The organism is Tenacibaculum mesophilum (assembly GCF_003867075.1).
GTDB lineage: Bacteria > Bacteroidota > Bacteroidia > Flavobacteriales > Flavobacteriaceae > Polaribacter > Polaribacter mesophilus.
The window spans coordinates 2841906-2864632 of sequence record NZ_CP032544.1 but is presented as its reverse complement, the minus strand read 5'-3'; the positions used below and the strand labels follow the sequence as shown (position 1 = coordinate 2864632).

At 32.0% G+C, this 22727-nt stretch carries 27 protein-coding genes; 2 read left to right on the top strand and 25 right to left on the bottom strand.

The genetic code is table 11. The features are described 5' to 3' along the window. Nucleotides 1–43 precede the first annotated feature (43 nt). From D6200_RS13030 to D6200_RS13005, 6 genes are all read right to left on the bottom strand, one after another. Nucleotides 44–1747 carry an alkaline phosphatase D family protein gene (locus D6200_RS13030; RefSeq protein WP_073182010.1) on the bottom strand — a complete coding sequence of 568 codons (1704 nt, stop codon included), beginning with the start codon at nucleotides 1745–1747 and terminating at the stop codon, nucleotides 44–46. 86 nt (nucleotides 1748–1833) lie between these two features. Then, entirely contained in the window at nucleotides 1834–2682 is an 849-nt protein-coding gene (locus tag D6200_RS13025; protein ID WP_073182012.1) for a TPM domain-containing protein, read from the bottom strand. A gap of 22 nt (nucleotides 2683–2704) precedes the next feature. Beyond that, complete coding sequence (locus D6200_RS13020) at nucleotides 2705–3142, bottom strand: TPM domain-containing protein (RefSeq protein ID WP_073182014.1); 438 nt, start codon at nucleotides 3140–3142, stop codon at nucleotides 2705–2707. Between the two features lie 4 nt (nucleotides 3143–3146). Further along, nucleotides 3147–3743 (bottom strand): LemA family protein, encoded by a 597-nt coding sequence (locus tag D6200_RS13015; RefSeq protein ID WP_073182016.1) that lies wholly within the window; start codon nucleotides 3741–3743, stop codon nucleotides 3147–3149. A 19-nt stretch (nucleotides 3744–3762) separates the two neighbouring features. Beyond that, the gene (locus tag D6200_RS13010; protein ID WP_047790038.1) at nucleotides 3763–4092 is read right to left on the bottom strand and encodes a MerR family transcriptional regulator; all 330 of its coding nucleotides are present in this window, start codon (nucleotides 4090–4092) and stop codon (nucleotides 3763–3765) included. Between the two features lie 21 nt (nucleotides 4093–4113). Further along, nucleotides 4114–5082, bottom strand: a complete 969-nt coding sequence (locus D6200_RS13005; RefSeq protein ID WP_047790037.1) for a M23 family metallopeptidase — start codon at nucleotides 5080–5082, stop codon at nucleotides 4114–4116. A 153-nt stretch (nucleotides 5083–5235) separates the two neighbouring features. Between D6200_RS13005 and alaS the strand changes: the two genes are divergently transcribed. Then, a complete protein-coding gene (gene alaS / locus D6200_RS13000; RefSeq protein ID WP_073182018.1) occupies nucleotides 5236–7851 on the top strand; it encodes an alanine--tRNA ligase in 2616 nt (871 codons plus the stop codon). Between the two features lie 51 nt (nucleotides 7852–7902). Further along, a complete protein-coding gene (locus tag D6200_RS12995) occupies nucleotides 7903–8361 on the top strand; it encodes a hypothetical protein (protein WP_073182020.1) in 459 nt (152 codons plus the stop codon). Here the strand turns inward: D6200_RS12995 and D6200_RS12990 are convergent, their stop codons facing one another. The 19 genes from D6200_RS12990 to D6200_RS12900 form a co-directional block, all read right to left on the bottom strand. Then, entirely contained in the window at nucleotides 8362–9648 is a 1287-nt protein-coding gene (locus D6200_RS12990) for a cryptochrome/photolyase family protein (RefSeq protein ID WP_073182021.1), read from the bottom strand. It abuts the gene before it with no gap. Beyond that, complete coding sequence (locus D6200_RS12985; RefSeq protein ID WP_073182024.1) at nucleotides 9638–10123, bottom strand: SRPBCC family protein; 486 nt, start codon at nucleotides 10121–10123, stop codon at nucleotides 9638–9640. The genes D6200_RS12990 and D6200_RS12985 overlap by 11 nt, the downstream gene beginning before the upstream one ends. A 3-nt stretch (nucleotides 10124–10126) precedes the next feature. Further along, nucleotides 10127–10525: a DUF2452 domain-containing protein gene (locus D6200_RS12980; RefSeq protein WP_047790033.1), complete on the bottom strand. Its 399-nt coding sequence runs from the start codon at nucleotides 10523–10525 to the stop codon at nucleotides 10127–10129. A 2-nt stretch (nucleotides 10526–10527) separates the two neighbouring features. Then, a complete protein-coding gene (locus D6200_RS12975) occupies nucleotides 10528–11070 on the bottom strand; it encodes a glutathione peroxidase (RefSeq protein WP_047790032.1) in 543 nt (180 codons plus the stop codon). Between the two features lies 1 nt (nucleotide 11071). Then, nucleotides 11072–11596 carry a CIA30 family protein gene (locus D6200_RS12970; protein ID WP_083574769.1) on the bottom strand — a complete coding sequence of 175 codons (525 nt, stop codon included), beginning with the start codon at nucleotides 11594–11596 and terminating at the stop codon, nucleotides 11072–11074. 10 nt (nucleotides 11597–11606) lie between these two features. Beyond that, nucleotides 11607–12284: an SDR family NAD(P)-dependent oxidoreductase gene (locus D6200_RS12965; protein ID WP_047790031.1), complete on the bottom strand. Its 678-nt coding sequence runs from the start codon at nucleotides 12282–12284 to the stop codon at nucleotides 11607–11609. Beyond that, entirely contained in the window at nucleotides 12281–12496 is a 216-nt protein-coding gene (locus D6200_RS12960) for a hypothetical protein (RefSeq protein ID WP_047790054.1), read from the bottom strand. The genes D6200_RS12965 and D6200_RS12960 overlap by 4 nt, the downstream gene beginning before the upstream one ends. Nucleotides 12497–12501: 5 nt before the next feature. Next, entirely contained in the window at nucleotides 12502–13197 is a 696-nt protein-coding gene (gene folE, locus D6200_RS12955; RefSeq protein ID WP_047790030.1) for a GTP cyclohydrolase I FolE, read from the bottom strand. Beyond that, nucleotides 13160–13576, bottom strand: a complete 417-nt coding sequence (locus tag D6200_RS12950; protein ID WP_047790029.1) for a 6-pyruvoyl trahydropterin synthase family protein — start codon at nucleotides 13574–13576, stop codon at nucleotides 13160–13162. The genes folE and D6200_RS12950 overlap by 38 nt, the downstream gene beginning before the upstream one ends. After that, nucleotides 13577–13843, bottom strand: a complete 267-nt coding sequence (locus D6200_RS12945) for a TIGR03643 family protein (RefSeq protein ID WP_047790028.1) — start codon at nucleotides 13841–13843, stop codon at nucleotides 13577–13579. After that, nucleotides 13840–14259 (bottom strand): hypothetical protein, encoded by a 420-nt coding sequence (locus D6200_RS12940; protein ID WP_073182028.1) that lies wholly within the window; start codon nucleotides 14257–14259, stop codon nucleotides 13840–13842. Before D6200_RS12940 ends, D6200_RS12945 begins: the two co-directional genes overlap by 4 nt. Nucleotides 14260–14263: 4 nt before the next feature. Continuing rightward, on the bottom strand, nucleotides 14264–15727 hold the full coding sequence (locus D6200_RS12935; protein ID WP_073182030.1) for a cryptochrome/deoxyribodipyrimidine photo-lyase family protein: 1464 nt from the start codon (nucleotides 15725–15727) through the stop codon (nucleotides 14264–14266). Between the two features lie 69 nt (nucleotides 15728–15796). Then, complete coding sequence (locus D6200_RS12930; RefSeq protein ID WP_073182033.1) at nucleotides 15797–17329, bottom strand: cryptochrome/photolyase family protein; 1533 nt, start codon at nucleotides 17327–17329, stop codon at nucleotides 15797–15799. Next, nucleotides 17329–18618 (bottom strand): DASH family cryptochrome, encoded by a 1290-nt coding sequence (locus tag D6200_RS12925; RefSeq protein WP_073182035.1) that lies wholly within the window; start codon nucleotides 18616–18618, stop codon nucleotides 17329–17331. The genes D6200_RS12930 and D6200_RS12925 overlap by 1 nt, the downstream gene beginning before the upstream one ends. Continuing rightward, nucleotides 18585–18728, bottom strand: a complete 144-nt coding sequence (locus D6200_RS12920) for a DUF2256 domain-containing protein (RefSeq protein ID WP_073182036.1) — start codon at nucleotides 18726–18728, stop codon at nucleotides 18585–18587. Before D6200_RS12920 ends, D6200_RS12925 begins: the two co-directional genes overlap by 34 nt. A gap of 11 nt (nucleotides 18729–18739) precedes the next feature. Then, on the bottom strand, nucleotides 18740–20152 hold the full coding sequence (locus D6200_RS12915) for an SDR family oxidoreductase (RefSeq protein ID WP_073182039.1): 1413 nt from the start codon (nucleotides 20150–20152) through the stop codon (nucleotides 18740–18742). A gap of 2 nt (nucleotides 20153–20154) precedes the next feature. Then, a complete protein-coding gene (locus tag D6200_RS12910) occupies nucleotides 20155–20709 on the bottom strand; it encodes a flavin reductase family protein (RefSeq protein WP_240627180.1) in 555 nt (184 codons plus the stop codon). 56 nt (nucleotides 20710–20765) lie between these two features. Further along, on the bottom strand, nucleotides 20766–22076 hold the full coding sequence (locus D6200_RS12905) for an ABC1 kinase family protein (RefSeq protein WP_073182042.1): 1311 nt from the start codon (nucleotides 22074–22076) through the stop codon (nucleotides 20766–20768). Continuing rightward, complete coding sequence (locus D6200_RS12900; protein ID WP_073182044.1) at nucleotides 22073–22726, bottom strand: TetR family transcriptional regulator C-terminal domain-containing protein; 654 nt, start codon at nucleotides 22724–22726, stop codon at nucleotides 22073–22075. Before D6200_RS12900 ends, D6200_RS12905 begins: the two co-directional genes overlap by 4 nt. Nucleotide 22727 lies beyond the last annotated feature (1 nt).

Below are 22727 nucleotides of genomic sequence, written 5' to 3'. Positions count from 1 at the left end.
TCTTTCGGCTAAAAACTTCAAAAATGCACAACAGGTTATGTAATTATAAGGTTACAGTTTTTCCTATACTATTTGAATAGGTTTTGTTGGTAACGGTATCTACATAGTTCCAGTCAGTTTGTATACCTGCTGCTGTTACTGTAAGTTTCATATAGCCTCTTTGAGAGAAATTACTGTATTGTAAATCGTCTATTAACAAGCCTAAAGCGCCTTCTAATTCTGTTGCAGATGCTCCTAAGTAAGTTTCTAATCCTGGTGATGATACTGAACTTGTAGCTACCTCTACGGCTACTTTTTCTCCAGAATTATCTTTTAAATCGCTATACCACGCATTGTGAGTGTCTCCTGCCAGCACTACTACATTTTTACTTTTAAAGCTCGCTAAAATGCGTTCTCTCTCCATAAAATAACCATCCCAAGCATCTAAGTTATATGGTAATACGGTTTGTACTCTTGCTTTTTCTTCTGCTGTTAACGTAGGGTCGTTTTGTAAAACTCTTGTTTTAATCGTTACTAATTCTGTTATCGTTTTTTTAAATTGATTAAAAGTTGCTTCACTTGCCCCACCTGTTGCCGATGCTTCTGCCACCACTGTTGCTAACAGTGTTAATAATTCAGCAGGAACTAACATTTTTCCCATTAATACTTGCTGCCCTATTAGTTGCCATGTACTATTGCTTGCTGCTAACTCACTTTCTAACCATCCTAATTGGGTAGTTCCTAAAAGGGTGCGTTGTGGGTTTAACCATGCTTGCTGAAAAGCCGCTGCATCAAACGCTCCTTTTTCATCATAATACGCTGAATACTCTAGTTGCTTATCTCTACCAACAATACGCGTATCTAACATAATTAAATCTATCAAACTTCCAATTTTCAAGTTTCTGTAAATAATTGAATTATCTACCAAATTCGTCATGTTAGGTAAGTATTCGCTATACGCTTTTAAGGCACTTTGTTTTCTTGAACTAAAGCTTCCTTCATTTTCTTGATGGTTTTCCGCTCCGTCTTTATACGCATCGTTAGTTACCTCATGGTCATCCCAAACACAAATAAAAGGTTTGGTTCTGTGCAATTCTTTTAATTGCTCGTCTGAACGGTATTGGCGGTAGCGGATACGATAATCGTCTAACGAAATAATTTCTCCTTTTGGTTCTGGTGTTCTAAACGAACCGTAAGTGTTCTCTCCGTATTCGTATATATAATCTCCTAGGTGGATGACAACATCTGCATCCGATTTTTTTATTTCTTCATATACGTTAAAGTAACCGTAGGCAAAGTTTGCACAAGATGCTACTGCTAGTTTTACTTCACTAATTGATTCGCTAAATGTTAGGGTTTCTCCTATTGGTGATGTTGCTTTATCGTCAACACTTACAAAACGGTAGTATAGTTTTTGTCCTGCATCTAAGTCTTTAATTTCAACAGCTACGGTAAAATCTCTTGAAGCGTCGGTAGTTACTTCTGCTTGACGAACAATGTTTTTAAAATTTTTGTCTTTTGCGAGTTGCCAAACTAAGGCTACTGAAGCGTTTTGCGTGGTGTAACGAGTCCAGATAATAACTTGCGAGTTTGTGGGGTCAAAACTAGCAACTCCTTGCTCAAAGTTTTTCTCTGCTAAGTTATCTGGAATAGGTAGCTCATCAATATCATCATCTTTACAACTAATAAAGTTAGGGACTAAAAGTAGTCCTCCAGTTGCTAATAATGAGTTTCTTAAAAAGCTTCTTCTTTTAATGTTAGTCTTCATACATAGGGGTCTTTTAATTTCCCTGCATAAGTACTATTTCAACGTTGCTTTAACGTTAACTAACCTTTACCAAATAAATGAAGTTACTACCAGCCTCCTGTGGCTCCACCACCACCAAAGCCTCCGCCTCCGAAACCTCCGCCGAAGCCACCTCCGCCACCAAAGCCTCCTGACGATCCTCCACCGAAGCTTCCTCCGCCAAAACCACCTCTTCCTGCGTTGCTTAAAATAATGGTTTCTAAAATACCTCTTGCTACATCCGATTTTCTATAACCTCTTCCTCCTCCACGGTTTCCTCTACTTCCGCTTGAAATAATGATAAAGAATACTACCAGAATGATGATAAAGATAATAAAGCTAAAGTCTGTTTTTTTAGATTGTTTTCTAGAGCCTTTGTATTCACCACTCATTACTTTAAAAACAGCATCTACACCACTGTTTAACCCAGCGTAATAGTCACCTTGTTTAAAGTAAGGAATAATGTCGTACTCTATAATTTGTCGAGAAACATAATCTGTTAATAAATGTTCGGTTCCATAACCTGTTCGGATGGTTATTTTGCGATCGTCTTTTGCCAGTAACATGAACACTCCGTTATCCTGCTCTTTGCTTCCTCCTATTCCCCATTCATGCGCCCAATTGGTAGCTAAATAGCCTATTTCTTCTCCTTGGGTTGAGCTTATAATTGCTACCACTACTTGAGTTGAAGTAGTATCAGCATACTTAATCAGCTTGTTTTCTAAGCTTTTCTTTTGATTGGGTGATAAAAGGTTGATATAATCGTAAACACTTGTTTGCTCTTTAGGTGTCTCAGGGATTTCAAATCCTTGTGAGAAAAGAGTGTGTCCACATAAAAATGCAATAAAAAAAAGAACAACTTTTACCTTCTGTAACTTGTTTGTTCTTTTATATAATGACGTTATATTTTTTATCATATTTCTTCCTTCTATGAAGGTTTTAGCCTTTTGAAATTTCGTTGCTCAGCTCATCTTCATCATCTGTAGTCCATGGAAAGTGAGCTTGTAATTCTTTTCCTGCTTTTAGCACACCATCTATAATTCCTTGTTTAAAGTTTCCTTGTTTAAATTGGTTTTGGATGGCTTCTTTGGTTGTTTCCCAAAAGTTATCGGGAACTACGTTGTTAATACCTTCATCGCCAAAAATTACAAATTTATGATCGTCAACAGCGATGTACAATAACACACCATTTCGTTGTTGGGTATTAAACATTTTTAGCATTTGAAATACTTCTAGTGCTCGGTCGTAGTGAGAACCTTCCGTAGTTCTCTCTATATGTACACGAATTTCACCAGAAGTATTTCGCTCTGCTTGTCGAATAGCCTGAACGATTTCCTCTTCTTCTTTGGCAGTAAGAAAATCTTCTACGTTAGACATATTGTTAGAATTTAAAATCTACATCAGGCGCATTCTCTGAACCTGCATCAGCCTTGTAACGTGCCATTTCAGTTAAGTTAAACATCCCCGCTAGCAAGTTACCGGGAAACATTTTAATATGCTTGTTATATTTATTAACGCTTTCGTTATAACGATCACGTGCTACGTTAATTCTGTTTTCTGTTCCTTCTAACTGACTTTGTAATTCTAAAAAGTTTTTATTTGCTTTGATATCTGGATAACGCTCTACAGATACTAATAACTTAGATAAAGCTCCGCTTAACCCTGTTTGTGCTTGTTGAAATTGTGCCATTTTCTCTGGCGTTAAATCTCCTGCATTTATATTTACTGAAGTTGCTTTTGCTCTTGCGTTAATTACGTCTGTTAACGTGCTTTTTTCAAAATCGGCAGCTCCTTGTACCGTTTTTACTAAGTTGCCGATTAAGTCGTTTCTTCGTTGGTAAGAACTCTCTACATTAGACCATGTAGTTTTGGCGTCTTCTTGGTATGTTACTGCTGTATTATAAAATCCTTTTGCCCATGAATAAATTCCAAATACTAGAACTCCTATAATAATTAAAGGCACTAACCATTTTTTCATAATTCTTGATTTTTTGTAATTATAATTGATTTTTAATTTTAATTAATTCTGCTTTTACAGTTTCTAATCTACTAATAATTTCCTGATTATTTAAGACTCCCTCTGGGTTTTTCTTTAGTTTTTGTTTTGCGCCATCTAAGGTAAAACCTCTTTCTTTTACAAGGTTGTAAATAATTTTAAAGTTTTTTACGTCTTCTTGTGTAAACAATCGATCGCCTTTGGCATTTTTTTTAGGATTGATAATTTCAAACTCTTTATCCCAAAATCGTATAAGTGAACTATTCACCCCAAAAGCTTTAGCAACTTCTCCTATTTTATAATACCGTTTATCGGGTAAGTCTACATACATTTTTCACAGCTTGTTACGTGTTTAGTCATACGACTGACCTTTTTGTTGCGAAGCTTTTTGCATGGCTACAAATTCTTCTGGAGTTAAATCTCCGTAGTAATAGTAAATAGGATTTACAGGTCTACCATTTTTATGTACTTCGTAGTGTAAATGTGGTGCTGCAGAACGTCCTGTATTTCCTACATACCCTATTAAATCACCACGTTTTACTTTTTGTCCTTTCTTGGCAAGTATTTTACTCATGTGAGCATAAACAGTTTCGTAACCATATCCATGGTTTATGTAAACTACTTTACCAAAAGTAGAGCTTCTATGTGCTTTTTTTACAATACCGTTTCCTGATGCAAAAATTGGTGTACCCGTAGGTGCTGTAAAATCCATTCCATTATGCATACGCCACGACTTTAATATAGGGTGCAAACGCATACCATAACCCGATGCCATTCTTTTTAAATCTTGATTTTTTACTGGCTGAATAGCAGGTATTGAAGCCAACATTTTTTCTTTTTCTTTAGCTAGCTCAACAATTTCATCTAACGATTTAGATTGTACTACCATTTGCTTTGATAAAATATCTAACTCTTTTGTTACCTTTTTTACCATTGAGCTATTATCAAAACCATCTAAGTGTTTATACCTATTTACACCACCAAAACCTGCTTTTCGTTGCTCTTCTGGTATTGGACTTGCCTCAAAGTATGTTCTGTAAATATTGTTATCTCTTTCTTGTAAATCGGTTAAGATTTGAGCACTTTCTTCCATTTTTTTAGAAAGCAACTCGTAATGTAATTTTAAGTTTTCTAATTCTCTCTTTTGAGCACGCTCTTTTGGAGACATTAAAAACTGGCTAAAACCTATAAAACCGAAAAAAGCAATTAATAAAAAACTAAGTAGTCCCAAGATAGTTTTCTTATATTTTTCACTTCTTTTAACCTCTATCTTTCTATATGATAAAGTGTCTGGGTCATAATAATATTTTACTTTTGCCATAATGCTAAATGTACTATTTTTGTGCTTTTTAAATGAAGCATCCTAAGGGGATGTACAATTTGAAAACTCACAAATTTACAAAATCTTTTAAAACTTCTTTTTACAAGAGGTTTTTTAAATATATTTTAACAAAACACAGATACCCAGAGTTGTATGAAATCTCAAGATATTAGAGCTAAATTTTTAGATTTTTTTAAATCAAAACAACACGAAATAGTTCCTTCAGCACCTATGGTGTTAAAGAACGATCCTACTTTAATGTTTACCAACGCTGGTATGGTGCCATTTAAAGAGTTTTTCTTAGGAAACTCAACTTCTAAAAATGGTAGAGTTTCTGATAGCCAAAAATGTTTACGTGTTTCTGGTAAACACAACGATTTGGAAGAGGTTGGTTACGATACTTACCACCACACCATGTTTGAGATGCTAGGTAACTGGAGTTTTGGTGATTATTTTAAGAAAGAAGCTATTGCTTGGGCTTGGGAATTATTAACTGAAGTTTACAAAGTAGATAAAGACATTTTGTATGTAACTGTTTTTGAAGGTGACGAGAGTGACGGTACAAAAATGGATCAAGAGGCTTACGATATTTGGAAACAGTACATTGCTGAAGATCGCATCTTAATGGGTAACAAAAAAGATAACTTCTGGGAAATGGGTGAACAAGGTCCTTGTGGTCCGTGTTCTGAGATTCATGTTGATATTCGTTCTGCTGAAGAAAAAGCTAAGGTTGATGGAAAATCGCTAGTAAACGAAGATCATCCTCAGGTTGTTGAAATCTGGAACTTGGTATTCATGCAATACAATCGTAAAGCAGATGGTTCTCTAGTAGAGCTTCCTGCGAAACATATTGATACCGGTATGGGATTTGAACGTTTATGTATGGTGTTACAAGGTGTTCAATCGAACTACGATACTGATGTATTTACTCCTTTAATTCGTGAGATAGAAACAATTACTGGTACTAAGTACGGAAAAGATGAAAAAATTGATATTGCTATTCGTGTAGTTGCTGATCACGTTCGTGCTGTTGCTTTTGCGATTGCAGATGGTCAGTTACCTAGTAATAATGGTGCGGGTTATGTAATTCGTCGTATTTTACGTCGTGCTATTCGTTACGGATTTACTTTCTTAAACCAAAAAGAGCCTTTTATTTATAAGTTAGTAGAGACTTTAGCATACCAAATGGGAGGTGCATTCCCTGAAATTAGAAAACAAAATACTTTAGTACACAATGTTATTAAGGAAGAAGAAACTTCTTTCTTACGTACATTAGATCAAGGGTTATTATTATTAGATCAAGTTATTGCAACTACTAATGGTAAAACTGTTTCTGGTAAACGTGCTTTTGAATTATATGATACTTACGGATTCCCTCTTGATTTAACGCAGTTAATTGCTCGTGAAAAGGGGTATGAAATTAATGAAGAGGAATTTAATGCTGGTATGAAAGCTCAAAAAGAGCGTTCTCGTGCAGCTTCTGCTAGTGAAACGGGTGATTGGGTTACTTTATTAGATGATGATGTTGAAGAGTTTATCGGTTACGACATATTAACCACTAATGTAAAACTAACTCGCTACAGAAAAGTTAGTACCAAAAAAGGCGGAGACCAATATCAACTGGTATTCAACATGACTCCTTTTTATCCAGAAGGTGGTGGACAGGTTGGTGACAAAGGATATATTGAATCTCCTAATGGTGATATTATTTATGTGCTTGACACCAAAAAAGAGAACAATGTTATCATTCATTTTGCTAAGAATTTACCTAAAAACTTACACGAAACTTTTAAGGCTGTTGTAAATAAAGAACATAGAAGTTTAGCTGCTAGTAATCACTCAGCTACTCACTTATTACACCAAGCGTTACGTACTATTTTAGGAGACCATGTAGAACAAAAAGGTTCATTGGTGAGTCCTGATTATTTACGTTTTGACTTTTCTCACTTTTCTAAAGTAGACAATGATCAACTAGAAGCTGTTGAAGAGTTTGTAAACGCTCGTATTCGTGAAAATCTTCCATTACAAGAGCAAAGAAATATACCAATGCAACAAGCTATTGATGAAGGTGCTGTTGCTTTATTTGGAGAAAAGTATGGAGATAGTGTTCGTACCATCCGTTTTGGACAATCTATGGAATTATGTGGAGGTACGCACGTACAACAAACAGGTGATATTTGGTATTTCAAAATAAAATCGGAAGGTGCTGTTGCTGCTGGAATTAGAAGAATCGAAGCAATTACTAATGTAGCTGTTGGCGATTACTTTGAAGATGTTGAGCGCAACTACGATGCAGTAAAACAGTTATTGAAAAACCCTAAAGACGTTGCTAAATCAGTAAGTAGTTTACAAGATGAAAATGCTACTTTAAAAAAGCAAGTTGAGCAACTATTAAAAGATAAAGCTAAAAACATGAAAGGCGAACTTAAAAACCAATTACAAGAGGTAAATGGAGTTCAGTTTTTAGCAACTAAAGTAGATTTAGATCCTAACAGCATTAAAAACTTATTATTTGAGTTAGGAGGAGAAGTTAACAATTTATTTGTGGTATTTGCTACCGCTCCTTCTGCTGAAAAAGCAATGTTAACGTGTTATATTTCTAAAGATTTGGCTAATGAAAAAGGCTATGATGCTGGAAAGGTAGTTAGAGAATTAGGAAAGCTAATCCACGGTGGTGGTGGTGGACAAAATTTCTTCGCAACCGCTGGTGGTAAAAACCCTGGAGGAATTCCAAAGGCATTAGAGAAAGCAAAAGACTATATTGCTTAATACATACTAAAAAGGTTCAGAAAATTCTGAACCTTTTTTTATATATGAAATATGGAATATATTACTAAAGGAGAGTTAAATTCTAATCTTGAAATTTTCCTCAAATCAAAAAGGATTTATCATTCAACGTTGACTAAAAAATGGTTTAAATCAGATATAATTAAAGTATATAATTCAGAAAACTCTTTGCTTGTTGAAATAAAAATTAAACCCTTTACCAATGAGTATATTCTAAGCTACATTAATAACAATCTACTAAATGGTAAATTATTTTTAAAAAACTCTAAGAAAATAATAGTAAATGACAAGCTAACTTTCAATTATGTAAAAAACTGTATACCATATAAATCAAATATACTTTTAAATCAAAAAGAAATTGCCAAGGTAGAAACCAAACTTTTAAGTTTTAACCACAATCATAAAATTACTTTCAGTAATGAAAACAAAGAACATGTCAAATACTCTTTAATTTTATTTCTCATCTCTAATACTTTCTTAGACTTAGAGTGATTATTGCAGTGCTTTTTTATAGGTATTGATCGCTCGTTCTCTCGCAAACTTGTGTTCTACCATAGGTTGTGGGTAAGTTAATTCATCAAGGTCTTTTACCCATTTTCTAACATACTGTAAATCTTTATCAAACTTTTTTAATTGAGATTCTGGGTTAAACACTCTAAAATACGGGGCTGCATCGCAACCCGTACCTGCAGCCCATTGCCAATTTCCGTTATTTGCTGACAGGTCATAATCCAACAGCTTTTCTGCAAAGTACGCTTCTCCCCAACGCCAATCTATTAATAAATGTTTGCATAAAAACCCAGCAGTAATCATACGAACTCTATTATGCATGTATCCAGTTTCATTTAACTCTCGCATGCCCGCATCAACCATAGGGTACCCAGTTTTACCTTCACACCATTTTTTAAATTCTTCTTCGTTATTTCTCCAAGGAACAGCATCGTACTTTTGCTTGAAATTCTGAGTAACTACTTTCGGGAAATGATATAAAATTTGCATAAAAAACTCACGCCAAATTAACTCACTTAAAAAAGTTTGATTGGTTTTTAACGCAAAACGAATCATTTTTCGTGTACTAACCAATCCAAAACGTAAATAAGGTGATAAATACGAGGTTTTATCTTGCGAGGGAAAGTCTCTCACCTCATCATACGAATCCAAACTAGATAGGTTGTATGGTTTTACTTTAATCGTACTTTCTTCAAAACCTATGAAAGCTAATGATGGAAATTCAGATAAAAACTGATAAAAATTAGCAAAGTCTATCGTAAAGTCTTGCGTATCTTTTTTTTCAGAGAAGTTTTGCAACCACTTGTTTTTATAGGGTGTGAAAACTGTATATGGAGTTCCATCGTTTTTCAAAACTTCGTTTTCTTCAAAAATTACTTGATCTTTAAAAGCATTAAATCTTATTCCTTTTGATGTTAAAAAGTCAGCTATTTCCTTGTCTCTTTTAATGGCGTAAGGTTCATAATCTTTATTTGTGTAAACTCCCTGAATCGGATATTCTTCTATAAGCTCCCTCCAAACTTCTAGAGGTTTTCCTTTTTTAACTATAAGAGATGATTGATGTTTTCTTAACTCTTTATCAAGTTGTTGTAGCGTTTGATAAATAAACGTTACACGCGCATCATTTTTAGGAAGGTTTTCTAAAATATCTTTATCAAAAATAAATAATGGTATTACCTTATGACCTGATTGTAGCGCTTCATGCAAACCTTTATTATCTTCTAAACGTAAGTCTCGACGAAACCAAAAAATAGATACTTTATCTTCCATTAAATAATTTTTCTAACGCACTATAGCGATGTTCAAAAATTTCTTTTAACTGCCTTTTTATAAAGATTGATTGGGCGATATGTCCTAAAAAACCAAAAGGTATCTTGTATGAAATTTTGTCTTTCATTAACGTTTTTCCATTTGGCAACTCTTCAAACCAGTGCTCGTGATGCCACATGCTATAAGGACCAAATCGCTGTTCATCTATAAAAAATTGTTGTTCTTTTACTTGTGTAATTTCGGTAACCCAACTAGACTTAATACCTGGTAAAATTCCTACTTTGTAGGTAATTATTTGTCCTGCATAGGCTTTTTTATCAACCTCTGAAGTAATTTGAAACCCCATATGTGAAGGGGTTATTTTTTGCAAATTTCCTGGAGCACTGAAAAATTCCCATGCTTTTTCTAACCGAACGTTTAATATTTGTTCAGTAGATAAGGTATAAATACCCGAATGCTTTTTAAATAGTACCATTGTTTATTTTACTTTTTTCCAGACTTTGTCTGAGTTAAGTTGAAAACTACCAACAAAATTGAAACCACATTCATTAGGGCTTAATATTGATAAAAATAACGTGTTTTTTTCTTTTCTATACAAATGATAGACCTTACCTACAATTGGCTCAAAGTTAAACTTAGCACTATAAATAAGCTCATTATATTGATACTCTTTTACAAGATTGTTGTATTGTTGTTTTATTTCTTCAAAAGATGCTAAAAATTGAGCATTTGCCTGGTAAATGTTTTGTTTTTTCCAGCTTATTGAATTACTTTCTTTAATAACTGGTGCTGTAAAATTAGTTGCATATGGTTTTAAATACGCATCATATTCATTTGTTTCCTCATTAAAAACTACATTATCTGGTTTTTTCTTCATTTTTATATTAATTTGGTAATTTTCTTACTCATTGGTTTGGTTATTGAGTAAAAAACATCAATTAACTTTCCTTCTTCATCTACCAAGTATTTTTGAAAATTCCATTTTACTGAAGAACTCATTTTTCCATTTTTATCTTTTTGTGTTAACCATTGATATAACGGGTGTTGATTTTCTCCTTTAACTTCAATTTTTTCTGTCATAGGAAAATCTACTCCATAGGTTACACTACAAAACGATTGAATTTCTTTTATTGTTCCTGGTTCTTGGCCTCCAAATTGATTACAAGGTAATCCTATGATTACTAATTTATCTTTGTGTTTTGAATACAGTTCTTGCAAACCTTCATACTGATTGGTAAAACCACATTTCGATGCTACATTTACAAATAATATTTTTTTCCCTTTAAACTTGTTGAGGTCTAAGTTTTCTCCATTAATACCTTCAATATTTATGTCGTATAACGATTCTTTAGGAGTTACTGTTTGCGCTTTACCTGATAAACTAAATAGTGCCATGATTAAGAATATTTTTACTGTGTTCATTTTATTGAATTGCTATTTTTATGATTTCTAACGAAAAATCTTCGTCTTTTTTATTTCCTATTAAAATTGCTACCTCTTCTATTTGATTATCAGAGAAATTACCAAAATTTAACTTTCTACCCCTAAAGGTAGGATAAAATCCTGTTAATGGTAATGTAATTTCTTGTTCTTGTGTATTTGTTCTAAATACTTGTACGTATGAGTAACGTTGAGACTCATTTGATTTTAATCGTAGTTGATATTGTTTACCATCTCCTTTTACTTTTAATACAATTTTTGAATGTTGTTTGTTTAAACCTATGGCTATTGGCATTCTCGTCATCGAAAATCCACCATTATTTTCAGTAGATACTTTCCCCGAAAAGATTAAGTTTCCCTTATCATTAATTTTTACAGCTGATGTAGAAATTCCTCCCATCACAGTATCATTAACAACATACCAATTTTGGGTGTTATTATCTTTGTCAAAAATTATAATTTCATCATTTAAACACATAAGAAAACTTAAAATTAAAAGCCATTTCATTATTTACTTTTTAAATTTTTACACTTACAATTCCTGCATCTACAGGAATTACTTGTCCAGTAATTGCTGATGCTTCGTCAGACAATAAATAGGTAGCTAAACTAGCTACTTCTTCTGCTTTTAGGTATTTTTTTAATGGGTGTCTGTTCTGCATACTCTCTTGTTGTTTTTCATTTCGTAATAAGCGAGCTGCTAAAGGTGTATCAGTAACCGTAGGAGCAATTGCATTGAATCTAACTTTCGTAGCGTATTCTGCTGCCAACGATTTGGTTAACCCTTCTACTGCTGATTTACTAGTTGCTATGCTTGCATGATAAGGCATTCCTAAAAATGACGCTACCGTACTAAATAACACTACACTTCCATTGTTTTGAGTTAGCAAACTTTCATAAGATTTTAGCGTTTTAATTGCTCCAAGAACGTTAATATCTAAATCAGATTGAAAGTCTTCTAATTTTAATCTTGAAAAGGATTTTAGATTAATGCTTCCGGGACAATAAACTAATCCATGAACTTTTTCTAATTCTGGAAGTTCGTCTTTGGTAACATCGCATGCATAATGTTTTATATTTTCAATATTAGACGGTGCTGTTCTACTAATGTTAATTATTTTATGTGTGTGTTTTAATTTGGTTATTATCGCCTTACCAATACCACTACTACCACCAACTACAACAATTGTTTTCATAATCGTCCTTTTAATCGTTTTTCTACTTTTTGTTTAACAGTTGTTATGCGTTTCATAACATCCATCAACTTTTTATCTTTACTCTTTTTATACACTTCATTAATTGATAAAATAATTTCTTTCGCTTTCCTTGATGCTAAAATTTTTTCATTTCTTGTTTTAAAAGATTTGTAATTTTTCTCAAATTCTAAAGCTTCTTGAAGTAAGTTTATTGTACTCATTTTAAATAATTTTGAAGTTCAACAATTTTTTCTGAGGTATTAAAAATGCCTCCATAAAAACAGGTAACTGTTGATGACGAATCATCTTTAACTCCTCTAGAAGAAACACATAAATGCTTTGCATCTATAATTACAGCTACGTCTTCTGTTTGTAATATCTCTTGTAAATCTCTGGCTATTTGATTAGTTAAGCGTTCTTGTACTTGGGGTCTTTTAGCATAAAACTGAACAATTCTGTTTAATTTTGATAAGCCTATAACTTTTCCTGATGAAACATAAGCCACATGTGCTTTTCCTATTATTGGTACAAAATGATGTTCGCAATTAGAATAAAACTGTATGTCTTTTTCTACCAACATTTGGTTATATTGGTACCTATTTTCAAACAATGCTATTTTAGGCTTATTGGCTGGATTTAAACCTGAAAAAATTTCATCTATATACATTTTAGCTACTCTTTGTGGAGTACCTTTAAGAGAGTCATTATTTAAATCAAGCCCAATAGTTTGCATTATTTCTGAAAATAATTGTGCTATTTTTTCTTTTTTTTCCTCATCAGAAATTAAAAAAGCATCTTCTACCATAGGCGTTTCAATTCCTGTATAAATATGATCATCTCCAATTTCTTCAACCGATAAGTTCTTTATATTATCGCTAACAGGGGTATTCAACAAAGTTTCTAGGTGTTTCATAAAGTTTTATTTTAATTTCTAAATGATTATTTATCACTAACCTTAGTTTGTTATAAATTACAATTGCTATATTTTCTACTGTTGGATTGAGTGTTTTAAATTCTTCTACTTCTTTATTTAAGTTTTTATGATCTAAACAATCTATTATTTCTTTTTGTATATGGTTAGATAAAACTTTTGTATCAATTACATATCCTGTGTTTTCATCTACTTCTCCTACAATAGTTACTTCTAACTCATAATTATGGCCATGAAAATTTGGATTATTACATTTGCCAAAAACTTCTTTGTTTTTTGCTTCAGACCATTTCGTATTATGCAACCTGTGGGCTGCATTAAAATGTTCTTTTCTCGTAATAGCCACTTTTGCTTGCTTCATTTATCGTTTTGCTATTTTATTATTACTTATACTTCTTTGTCTGGTACATTTAAACCTTCCTTTATTAAATATTCTTTTTGCTTGATGTTTTGTTCTTCTACCCTGTACTCTTTTCCTCCATAATTTAAAACTTGATGGTTTTAATTCTCTTCGCATTAAATTAATTACTTCTTGTTCTTTTAAGTCAAATTGAAGTTTTATAGCGTCAAAAGTTGTTCGATCTTCCCAAGCCATTTCAATAACTCTATCTATCTCTCTTAATGTCATAAAAAATAACTTTGTGTTGATGTCATTTTCAAATCCATCATTTTTTTTATAAATTTTTTATTCTGATTATATTTATTATCTTTTCTAAACCTAATAAAGTGGTTATCGGAATGAATACTAAAGAATTCATGATTAAAAACCACTATTTTATAAAAAGGTATTACCCAGCAAAAGCGTTGTAATTTATTAGTTATGTAAACTATAATTCCTTTAGGACGTATTTCTATACTTCCGTAATTTAAATCGCTAATTGTTGTTAAAATACTTTTAAAGCTTTCACTTACTCCTTCAACAATCATTCTACTTGAACCAACTCCTTTAATTTTTAAAGATTGTAAAAAAGACATAGGCTCTCCTACTAATTCATTGATTTTTAATACACTTTCTTTATTATTGTATGTTATATCAAACAACATTTTTTTATTTAACTACATGTTTGTTTAAAATTCTATAGCTTTCTTTTATCACCTCTGGATCTTTACGCATTTTCCAAATAGTATCTGAGGCATTTTTTCTAGTTACACCTATATCTACTATTGGTTTTGGGTAATCATTACCAAGAGTAAACCCATACATTTTTTGTTCTAAAGCTGTCATTTTGTATGGTTCGTGCTTAAACGCTAATGGTAATCCTTTAAGTTCTGGTATCCATTTTGAAATAAAAACTGCTTCAGGATCGTGCTCTAAACCATTTTTTACTGGGTTATAAATTCTAATCGTATTAATTCCAGTTTCTCCTGCCTGCATTTGCAACTGAGGAAAGTGAATTCCTGGTTCAAAATCTAAAAACAATTTTGATAAATATTTTGATGCTTCTTGCCATGGTTGCCAAAGATTGTGTGTAAAAAAAGACACTAACATAGCTCGCATTCTAAAATTCAAATATCCTGTATGAATTAAACAACGCATACACGCATCAATAAATGGAATACCTGTTTTTCCGTTTCTCCATGCATATATGTATTTTTTAGTAATATTTTTCTTTAACTTATGAAACCCTTTATTGATACTTTCTTGCTCCATTATACATTCCATTTCGAATTTCTGGATGAAATGTGCCTGCCATTTAAGTCTTGAAATGAAAGCATCTATTGCTCTTTTATTTCTTGAACCAGAACGAATACTTATTGCTAACTGATATACCTCTCTTACTGAGATATTCCCCCAAGCAATATAAGGTGACAGTCTGCTACAGCTCTCTCTTGCTTCTGTTGGCTTTGAAATATTTTTTGCATACCCCTTATACCTTTTGTTAAAAAAACTATGTAAATACTTAAGAGCCGTAGCTCGTCCTCCTTTTTGAAATAGCTTTTCTTCTTCTGTATCTAAATTTACAATTGTCAAGTTTTTTGCTATTTCTTTTATTTCTGTTATTGTTACAAAAGAAACATTTGTTGAATCAAATATTATCTGACTTGATTTCATGTAGTTTTCCCAATCCTCTTTCCAACCTTCTCTGTTTTCTCGCCCCCTAAATACTCCATTATGAATATTTTCTTTCCATTCTATTACATTATTCTTACAAAACCTTTTAAAGGTTTTATCTCTATTATAAGTTGCAAGAATACCTGTTTCTATATGAGAGTAGACATTAGTAACATTTGACACCGACATTAAATACCTAAAAAAAGAAAGCACCTCTGAGTTTACTGTTAAAACCTGTGTATTATACAGCAACAACTCTTGGTTTATATCTCGTATAGATTCTTTAACAAAATCCCAATGTCTTTTAGAATAATGTTCATCTTGTATAATGCTTTCTTCAAAAATATAAACAAATAATATTTTCTTACCTGAAGTTATTGCATTAAAAACAGCCTCGTTATCCTGCAACCGAAGATCTCTTTTAAACCAAACCACTGCTATTTCTCCTGTTATTTTCAATCCAATGTGCGCTTTGAATCAAAAATACAATTTTTGTTTAATTAATAAAAGAAATAATTAAACAAAAAGTTAATAGCTATTAATTTTTTGTTTAATTGTTTTTGCTTTTTCTAGAATTTCTGAGAAGTCTTTTGATATTTCCATTTTTTGCATTAAAGTATACATCATACGCATTCGGTGGTTATTTTTCAACTTCTCTTTATTTTTGTAAAGAAACTCCCAATACAAAGTATTATACGGACACGAATCTTCTTCTGTTTTTGTTTTGTAATTATAAAAGCATTCTTTGCAATAATTACTCATTTTATTAATATAACTTGCGCTAGATACATAAGGTTTTGTGGCCACTATCCCTCCATCCGCGTACTGACTCATCCCTCTTGTATTTGGTAATTGCACCCACTCTACAGCATCTATATATACTCCTAAATACCAAGCATCTACCTCATCTGGATGAACCTCTAACAATAACGCTAGGTTACCTAAAATCATAAGACGCTGTATATGATGCGCGTATGCATTATTTAACGAGTTTTTTAACGATTGCTTCACACAATTCATTTTTGTTTTTCCTGTCCAAAAAAAATCTGGCAATGAAACTTTATTATTAAAAAAATTCTTTTTTTTAAAATCTTCTCCTAATTGCCAATAAACACCTCTCATATACTCTCTCCATCCTAATACTTGACGAATAAAGCCCTCTGCCTGAGAAACGGCTATTGAAGGTTTCTTATAAAACACATCAACAACCTTCTCTACAACTTCTCTCGGGGTTACTAATTTTAAATTAAGAGCAAATGATAATCGAGAATGAAACAGAAAATCTTGTGATGAATGCATTGCATCTTGATAATCTCCAAAAAACTCTAACAAATTGTCACAAAAAAAATCTAGTTGCTTTATTGCTTGTTCTCTATTTATTGGATAAGTAAAAGTTAATGTTTCTTCTCCAAATGTAACCACTTCTGCTTCATTAAGCTCTTTTAATAATGCTTTACAGTCAATATTAGTCTCATAAGGCAAAGGAACTAATTCATCTTGATTCCATTTTTTTCTGTTAGATGCATCATAATTCCATTTACCGCCAACTGGTTCATTATTTTCTACAAGTATCTTATGCTTTTTCCTCATATAGCGATAAAAATCTTCCATAACTGTTTTCTTTCTACCTTCAGAAAACTCTTTTAACTCATTCCTTGTAGTGTAAAAATGTTCTGTATCATACGATTTAACTGGTATCTGTAAGCTCTTGAGTTCATTTTTAAATTGCACATCTAAACGAAACTCGTCAGGCAACTGATATTCAATTTTTGTAATTGAGTATTTTTTTTGTAATACTTTAATATTTTTTATAAGATTGTGCGTGTTATGCGAATCTGATATTTTAAAATACTCTACTGCGTGACCTTTCTCTTCTAGTTTTTTAGCAAAACTCCTCATTGCTAAGAAAAACCCTACAACTTTTTGTATATGATGTTTTACATACTCCGTTTCTTGCTTCATTTCAAACATAGCATACACTACTTTTTTGTTTTTTTGCTTAAACCAGCTATGAGATTCGTTTAACTGATCACCTAAAAGCACTCTAAGTATTACGTCCATTACTTATCAATCCATTTAGCTCTAAATTCCCCATACTTATCATATGTATTAGCTTGCCATTCTATATCAAACTTTTTACTCTCAGAACTATTTCCTACTCCTGCTATATACATCCAGTTACCATAATTACTGTGCGGATCATAATCTACTAACAAAGATTCAAAGTAGGCTGCCCCAATCCTCCAATCTTGCTGTAAGTTATGTACAAAATAAGATGCTACGTTTTGCCTTCCTCTATTACTCATCCAACCTGTTTTTCTTAACTCTATCATATTAGCGTTTACAAAATCAGATGTAGTATTACCTAAAACCCAATTTTTTATCACCTTATTATCATGAATACTTAGTATCGTTTTTTTCTGAATACCCCCTAATTTGAAGAAGTTATTTTTGTGATAACGAACTGCATGTTTAAAGAACTCTCTCCATAACAACTCAAAATACACCCAATATGTTGATGAATTTGCCTCATATTCGTCTTCAAATCTCTTTAGTTCTTTATAAATTGTTTTTACACTAATAGATCCATTAGATAACCAAGGTGAAAATTTTGTACTACAATTTATTCCTAATAAATTATTTCGTGTTTTCTTGTAGTCAATCACTTTTTTTGTTTCAAAAAAATAACTTTTCAACCTTACTGACGCTTGCTTTTCTCCTCCTTTAAAAGGAAAAGAATTTCCTAAAAATTTTTCTGCACGAGAACAGTTTGGTATTTCAAAAAATGCCTGAGAATATATATCCTGATAGGGTAAATGATAATTTAATTCTGTGTCTACATCTAATTTTTTTTCAACTTTATTTCTAAAAGATGAAAAAGACAACGGGTATTTTTTGTTAAATAACGTATCTATTTGATGTGGCTCATACAAATATTGATTTGTTACCCTTATCTTTTTTACCTTACTACCAACTACTTTTCTTACTCTCTTTTCTATATCTTTTTCATCACTAGTTTCATCTTCTTGATAAACTAGCGTAGTAATTAAGAAATCGTTTTGAATCTCTCTAACAACGGTTTCTGTTTTTTTTAACCCTACATAAAAAGGTATATTATATTTAGCTAAATTCTCTTTTAATTCTTTTAATGTTTCAATTAAAAAACAAAGACGGAATTTTCCTGTTCTCTCAAAAGAATATTGACGTTTAAAAAACACAGGATCAAACGCATAAAAAGCCACCAAATAACGTTTAGTCGCTATTGCTTCTTTTAACAGTTTGTTATCACGAACTCTTAAATCGTTTCTAAACCAAATTAAGGTGCATTCTTGTTTTTGTTTTTCCTGCATTTTTTACTACAGTATTTTACTTCACTCCAACTAGCTTCCCATTTCTTCCTCCATGAAAAAGAAAGCCCACAAACTTTACAAATTTTGGTTGGTAAGTGCTGTTTTTTCAATTTTGTACAAATTATTTTGATAAAAAATTAATGAGTTGCTTAAATATAAGTCCATGAAACGGTAAAACAGCAAACCAATAAACTCTACCCCATATTCCTTTAGGTCTGAATACTGCTTTTTGATAAAGTAAGCCGTCTTTAATAACATACTCTAACCATGCCTCTCCTGGTAGTTTCATTTCTGCAAAGAGCAATAAACGTTTATTATCTTTATCCGCTAATAATACACGCCAAAAGTCAAGCGCATCTCCTGGCTCTAACTCAGTCGGATCTCTTCTACCTCTACGCAACCCAACACCTCCAAAAACTTGATCTATAAAACCTCTTACTTTCCATAAAAAAGTAAATTTATACCAACCTCGCTTACCTCCTATTTCCCATATTTTCTTAAGTGTTATGTTTTCATCTGAAACTTTTCTGATTCTTTCATCAATAAAGCACCCATACTTAGGAAGGTTTATGTATTGAAAATATTCTTTTCTAAAAACACCACTTACCTTAGCATCTTTCCAACTTGATATAACGGAATTTTGCGCTATTTTAACAAAAGCTTTTTTTACCGCCTGTTTATAAGTAATAGGTGTTACTTCAATTATTTCATTAATATTGCTTTTACTCCCTATAACCTCAACAGTCATACTATCTACGAGTGATTTTGCCAAATTAAACGAAGTTGAGGTAACAAAGTACAACCAATAAGATGATAGCTTTGGTGATAAAAATGGCACTGTGAATATAATTCTATTTAACTTTCTTACCTCAGCAAACTGTAATAACATTTCTTTATATGTGAGAATTTCTGGACCATAGATATCAAATGATTTATCGTACACTCTCTCTTCTAATAACGATTTTGTTAAGTATGTTAAAACATCTCTTATTGCAATAGGCTGTGTTTTTGTATACAACCATTTTGGAGTTATCATAATAGGAAGTTTTTCTACAAGGTCTCTTATAATTTCAAATGACGCACTACCACTTCCTACTATTATTCCTGCTCTAAAAGTTGTTACTGTATACGTTTTTGATTGTAGTATTTTTTCTACCTCATATCTCGATTTTAAATGCTTTGACAATGAATTATCGTTTACAATACCACTCAAATACACAACCTGCTTACACATAGTTTTTTCTAATAGACTCTTAAAATTATTTGCACAATCCGATTCTAACTTAGAGAAGTCACTACTACTTGTAGACATAGAGTGTATCAAATAATAAGCTGCATCAATATTTTTAGGCAGCTCTTTTTTAGGCTTTAAGAAATCTATTTCTAGAAAAGATATTTGTGTATTATCTTTAAATTCTAATGGAATTCTACGTACATCTCTAACACAGCATACAAGTTCATGCTGTTCTGACAACAGCATAGGTATTAATCTTTTACCTATATAACCCGTTGTTCCTGTGATTAGAATCCTCATTATTATTTTGGTCTTTGATAAGACAGTCTTTTATAATTCTCTGCTACCATATAGGTATCCAACCCATTAATTGCAGCTACTTTTTCTTTTGATAAGTTTAAAAAACCATCTTCTGAAAGCATAGAGTCCTTAAAATACAAATCAGTAACTTCACCTAACACTAAAATAGTTCCATTAACTTTTATATAGTGCTCTTCTAAAAACTTCATCCCTATTTGTAAGGGTGATTCCGCAACAAAAGGAGCATAAAAACCATTCTTAAACTCTTCTGACAATGTTGTTTTATCAAATTCTGAAATCTCTGACGGGTATTTAGCAGAAGTATGATGTGCCTCCTCAATCATTACTTTATTAATAGCATTAATAGTATAATACCCTGTTTCTTTTATATTGTTATACGTATTCCTAACAACGGTTGTGGGACGTAATACAAACCCTAAAATTGCTGGACTTGAACCATAATGCACCACCGAACTAAAAACTGCAACATTGGTTATATTATCAGTTGATTTTGTTGCAATAAGGTTTGCTGGTTTATAACCAGAAATACTGTTCATCAAATTTATTTTATACAGATGAGGAAACTCGTCTATTTGCTGACGTGTAATGTGCATTATATCTTATTAAAATTATTAATTTTTACCTTGTTTGCTTTTAAATCGTGCATTAGGTTATATAAACCAAAAAAAGTTCGATTAATGTAAATGAAGTGTTTTGACCCTCTATTTCCGTTCATCTTTTTAAGCTCGGTACTCTTGGCATATTTCTGACCTAAATCTGCTATTTTCCCGAAGAACTCCCCATCTGAAAAATCAAATTCTTCTTGCTGAAAAGGTTGTGTAAAGAGTGATAACATTTCATAAAACAATGCTTTAAAAAAGGTTATTTCTTCTGGTGTATCATCTTTTCTCAAGATTTCTAACTCATAGAGTTTACTTTCAAAAAAAGCTGGATTATCTATATTTTCTCTTTTTGCTAGTTCGAAATAAGGCACATAAAAACTTTCAGGAACTTCTTTCATACATCCAAAATCGATAACGATCAATTCATTTGATTTGGACACTAAAAAATTCCCTGGATGCGGATCTGCATGTACCTTTTTTAACTTGTGCATTTGATACATGTAAAAGTCCCACAAAGCTTGCCCTAGTTTATTTGCAACACCTTCAGGTTGCTCATTTTTAGTAAACTCTGACAGGTGAACTCCATCCATCCAATCCATCGTTAAAATTCTATCTGATGACAAATCTGGATAGTATTTTGGAAATTTTAAGTTTGGAATATGTTTACAGGCATCAGCAATTTCATTACTCTGCGCAAGTTCTAATTCGTAATTAGTTTCTTCCAAAAGCTTTTCTTCAACTTCTTTAAAATATTCATCTGAACCTTCTCCTCTAATGTTAAACATTTTCATCGCAATAGGTTTCACCAATGCTAAATCGGTTGAAATACTATCAGCAACCCCTGGATATTGAATTTTTACAGCTAGTTCTTTTCCATCTTTAGTGGCTTTATGAACTTGTCCTATACTTGCTGCATTTACTGATTCTGCTGTAAACGTATCAAAAACTTCGTTTGGTGTTTTACTGAAGTATTTTTTAAACGTTTTGATTACTAAAGGTCCTGATAATGGTGGAACTGAAAATTGTGATAATGAAAATTTTTCTACGTAAGCATTGGGCAAAATATTTTTTTCCATGCTTAGCATTTGTGCTACTTTTAATGCTGACCCTTTTAGTTCTTTTAATCCATCGTAAATATCAGCAGCATTATCTTCATTAAGTTGCTTTTTAGCTTCCTCTTCTGATTTAGTGATTTTATTGCCGTAGTACTTGGCATAATTTACACCAACTTTCACTCCTGTTGAAACCAACTTGGTAGCTCGTTCTATTTTTGACGTAGGTATTCTGTTTAAGGTTTTCATGTCATTGGTGATTTTTCCTTCCACAAAAATTTCGCTAAATCAATCACACTTTTTACAGGTGCTATTTGTTGAATATCAAAACTTACCTTTACTGATTTTTCTATAAATAAATCTGTTTTCTCAAAGTTTGATGACTCATCTTCTATCCAAAACTTTAAAATAAGCAATAGCTGCATCCAATACCCCTCTGCAATAGTTTTATCTTGAATTTTGTTGATTTTATCATTTTTAAAATCAATTTTTTCAAGGCTTATTTCATTTACAAAATGAATAAACTCAGTACGCAGTTCTTGCAATACTTTTAATTTCGAAAAATCTGTTTTTATCCTTTTTAACTGCGCCAATACATACGACCTATTTATTGTTAATAATTCAAAAAAGGTAAAATAGAAACTTAATAGTTTATCTTTTGGCAAATAGTCTTTATAAGCTTCTGTTTTGTGTAGTAAATGAATGGTTTCTTTAGCGAAAATTCCGAAAACAGCTTTTTCTAAGCTTTCAAAGCTTGAAAAGTGTTTATAAAATTCCGCTTCTTCAAAGTTATTTTCTTTCGCAAAAGAAAATATTGAATTCGGTTGACCTGATAATAGTACCGTATTCATATACCATTCTATTATTTTTTCTTGTGTTATGTTCTTTTTTTTGGCCATA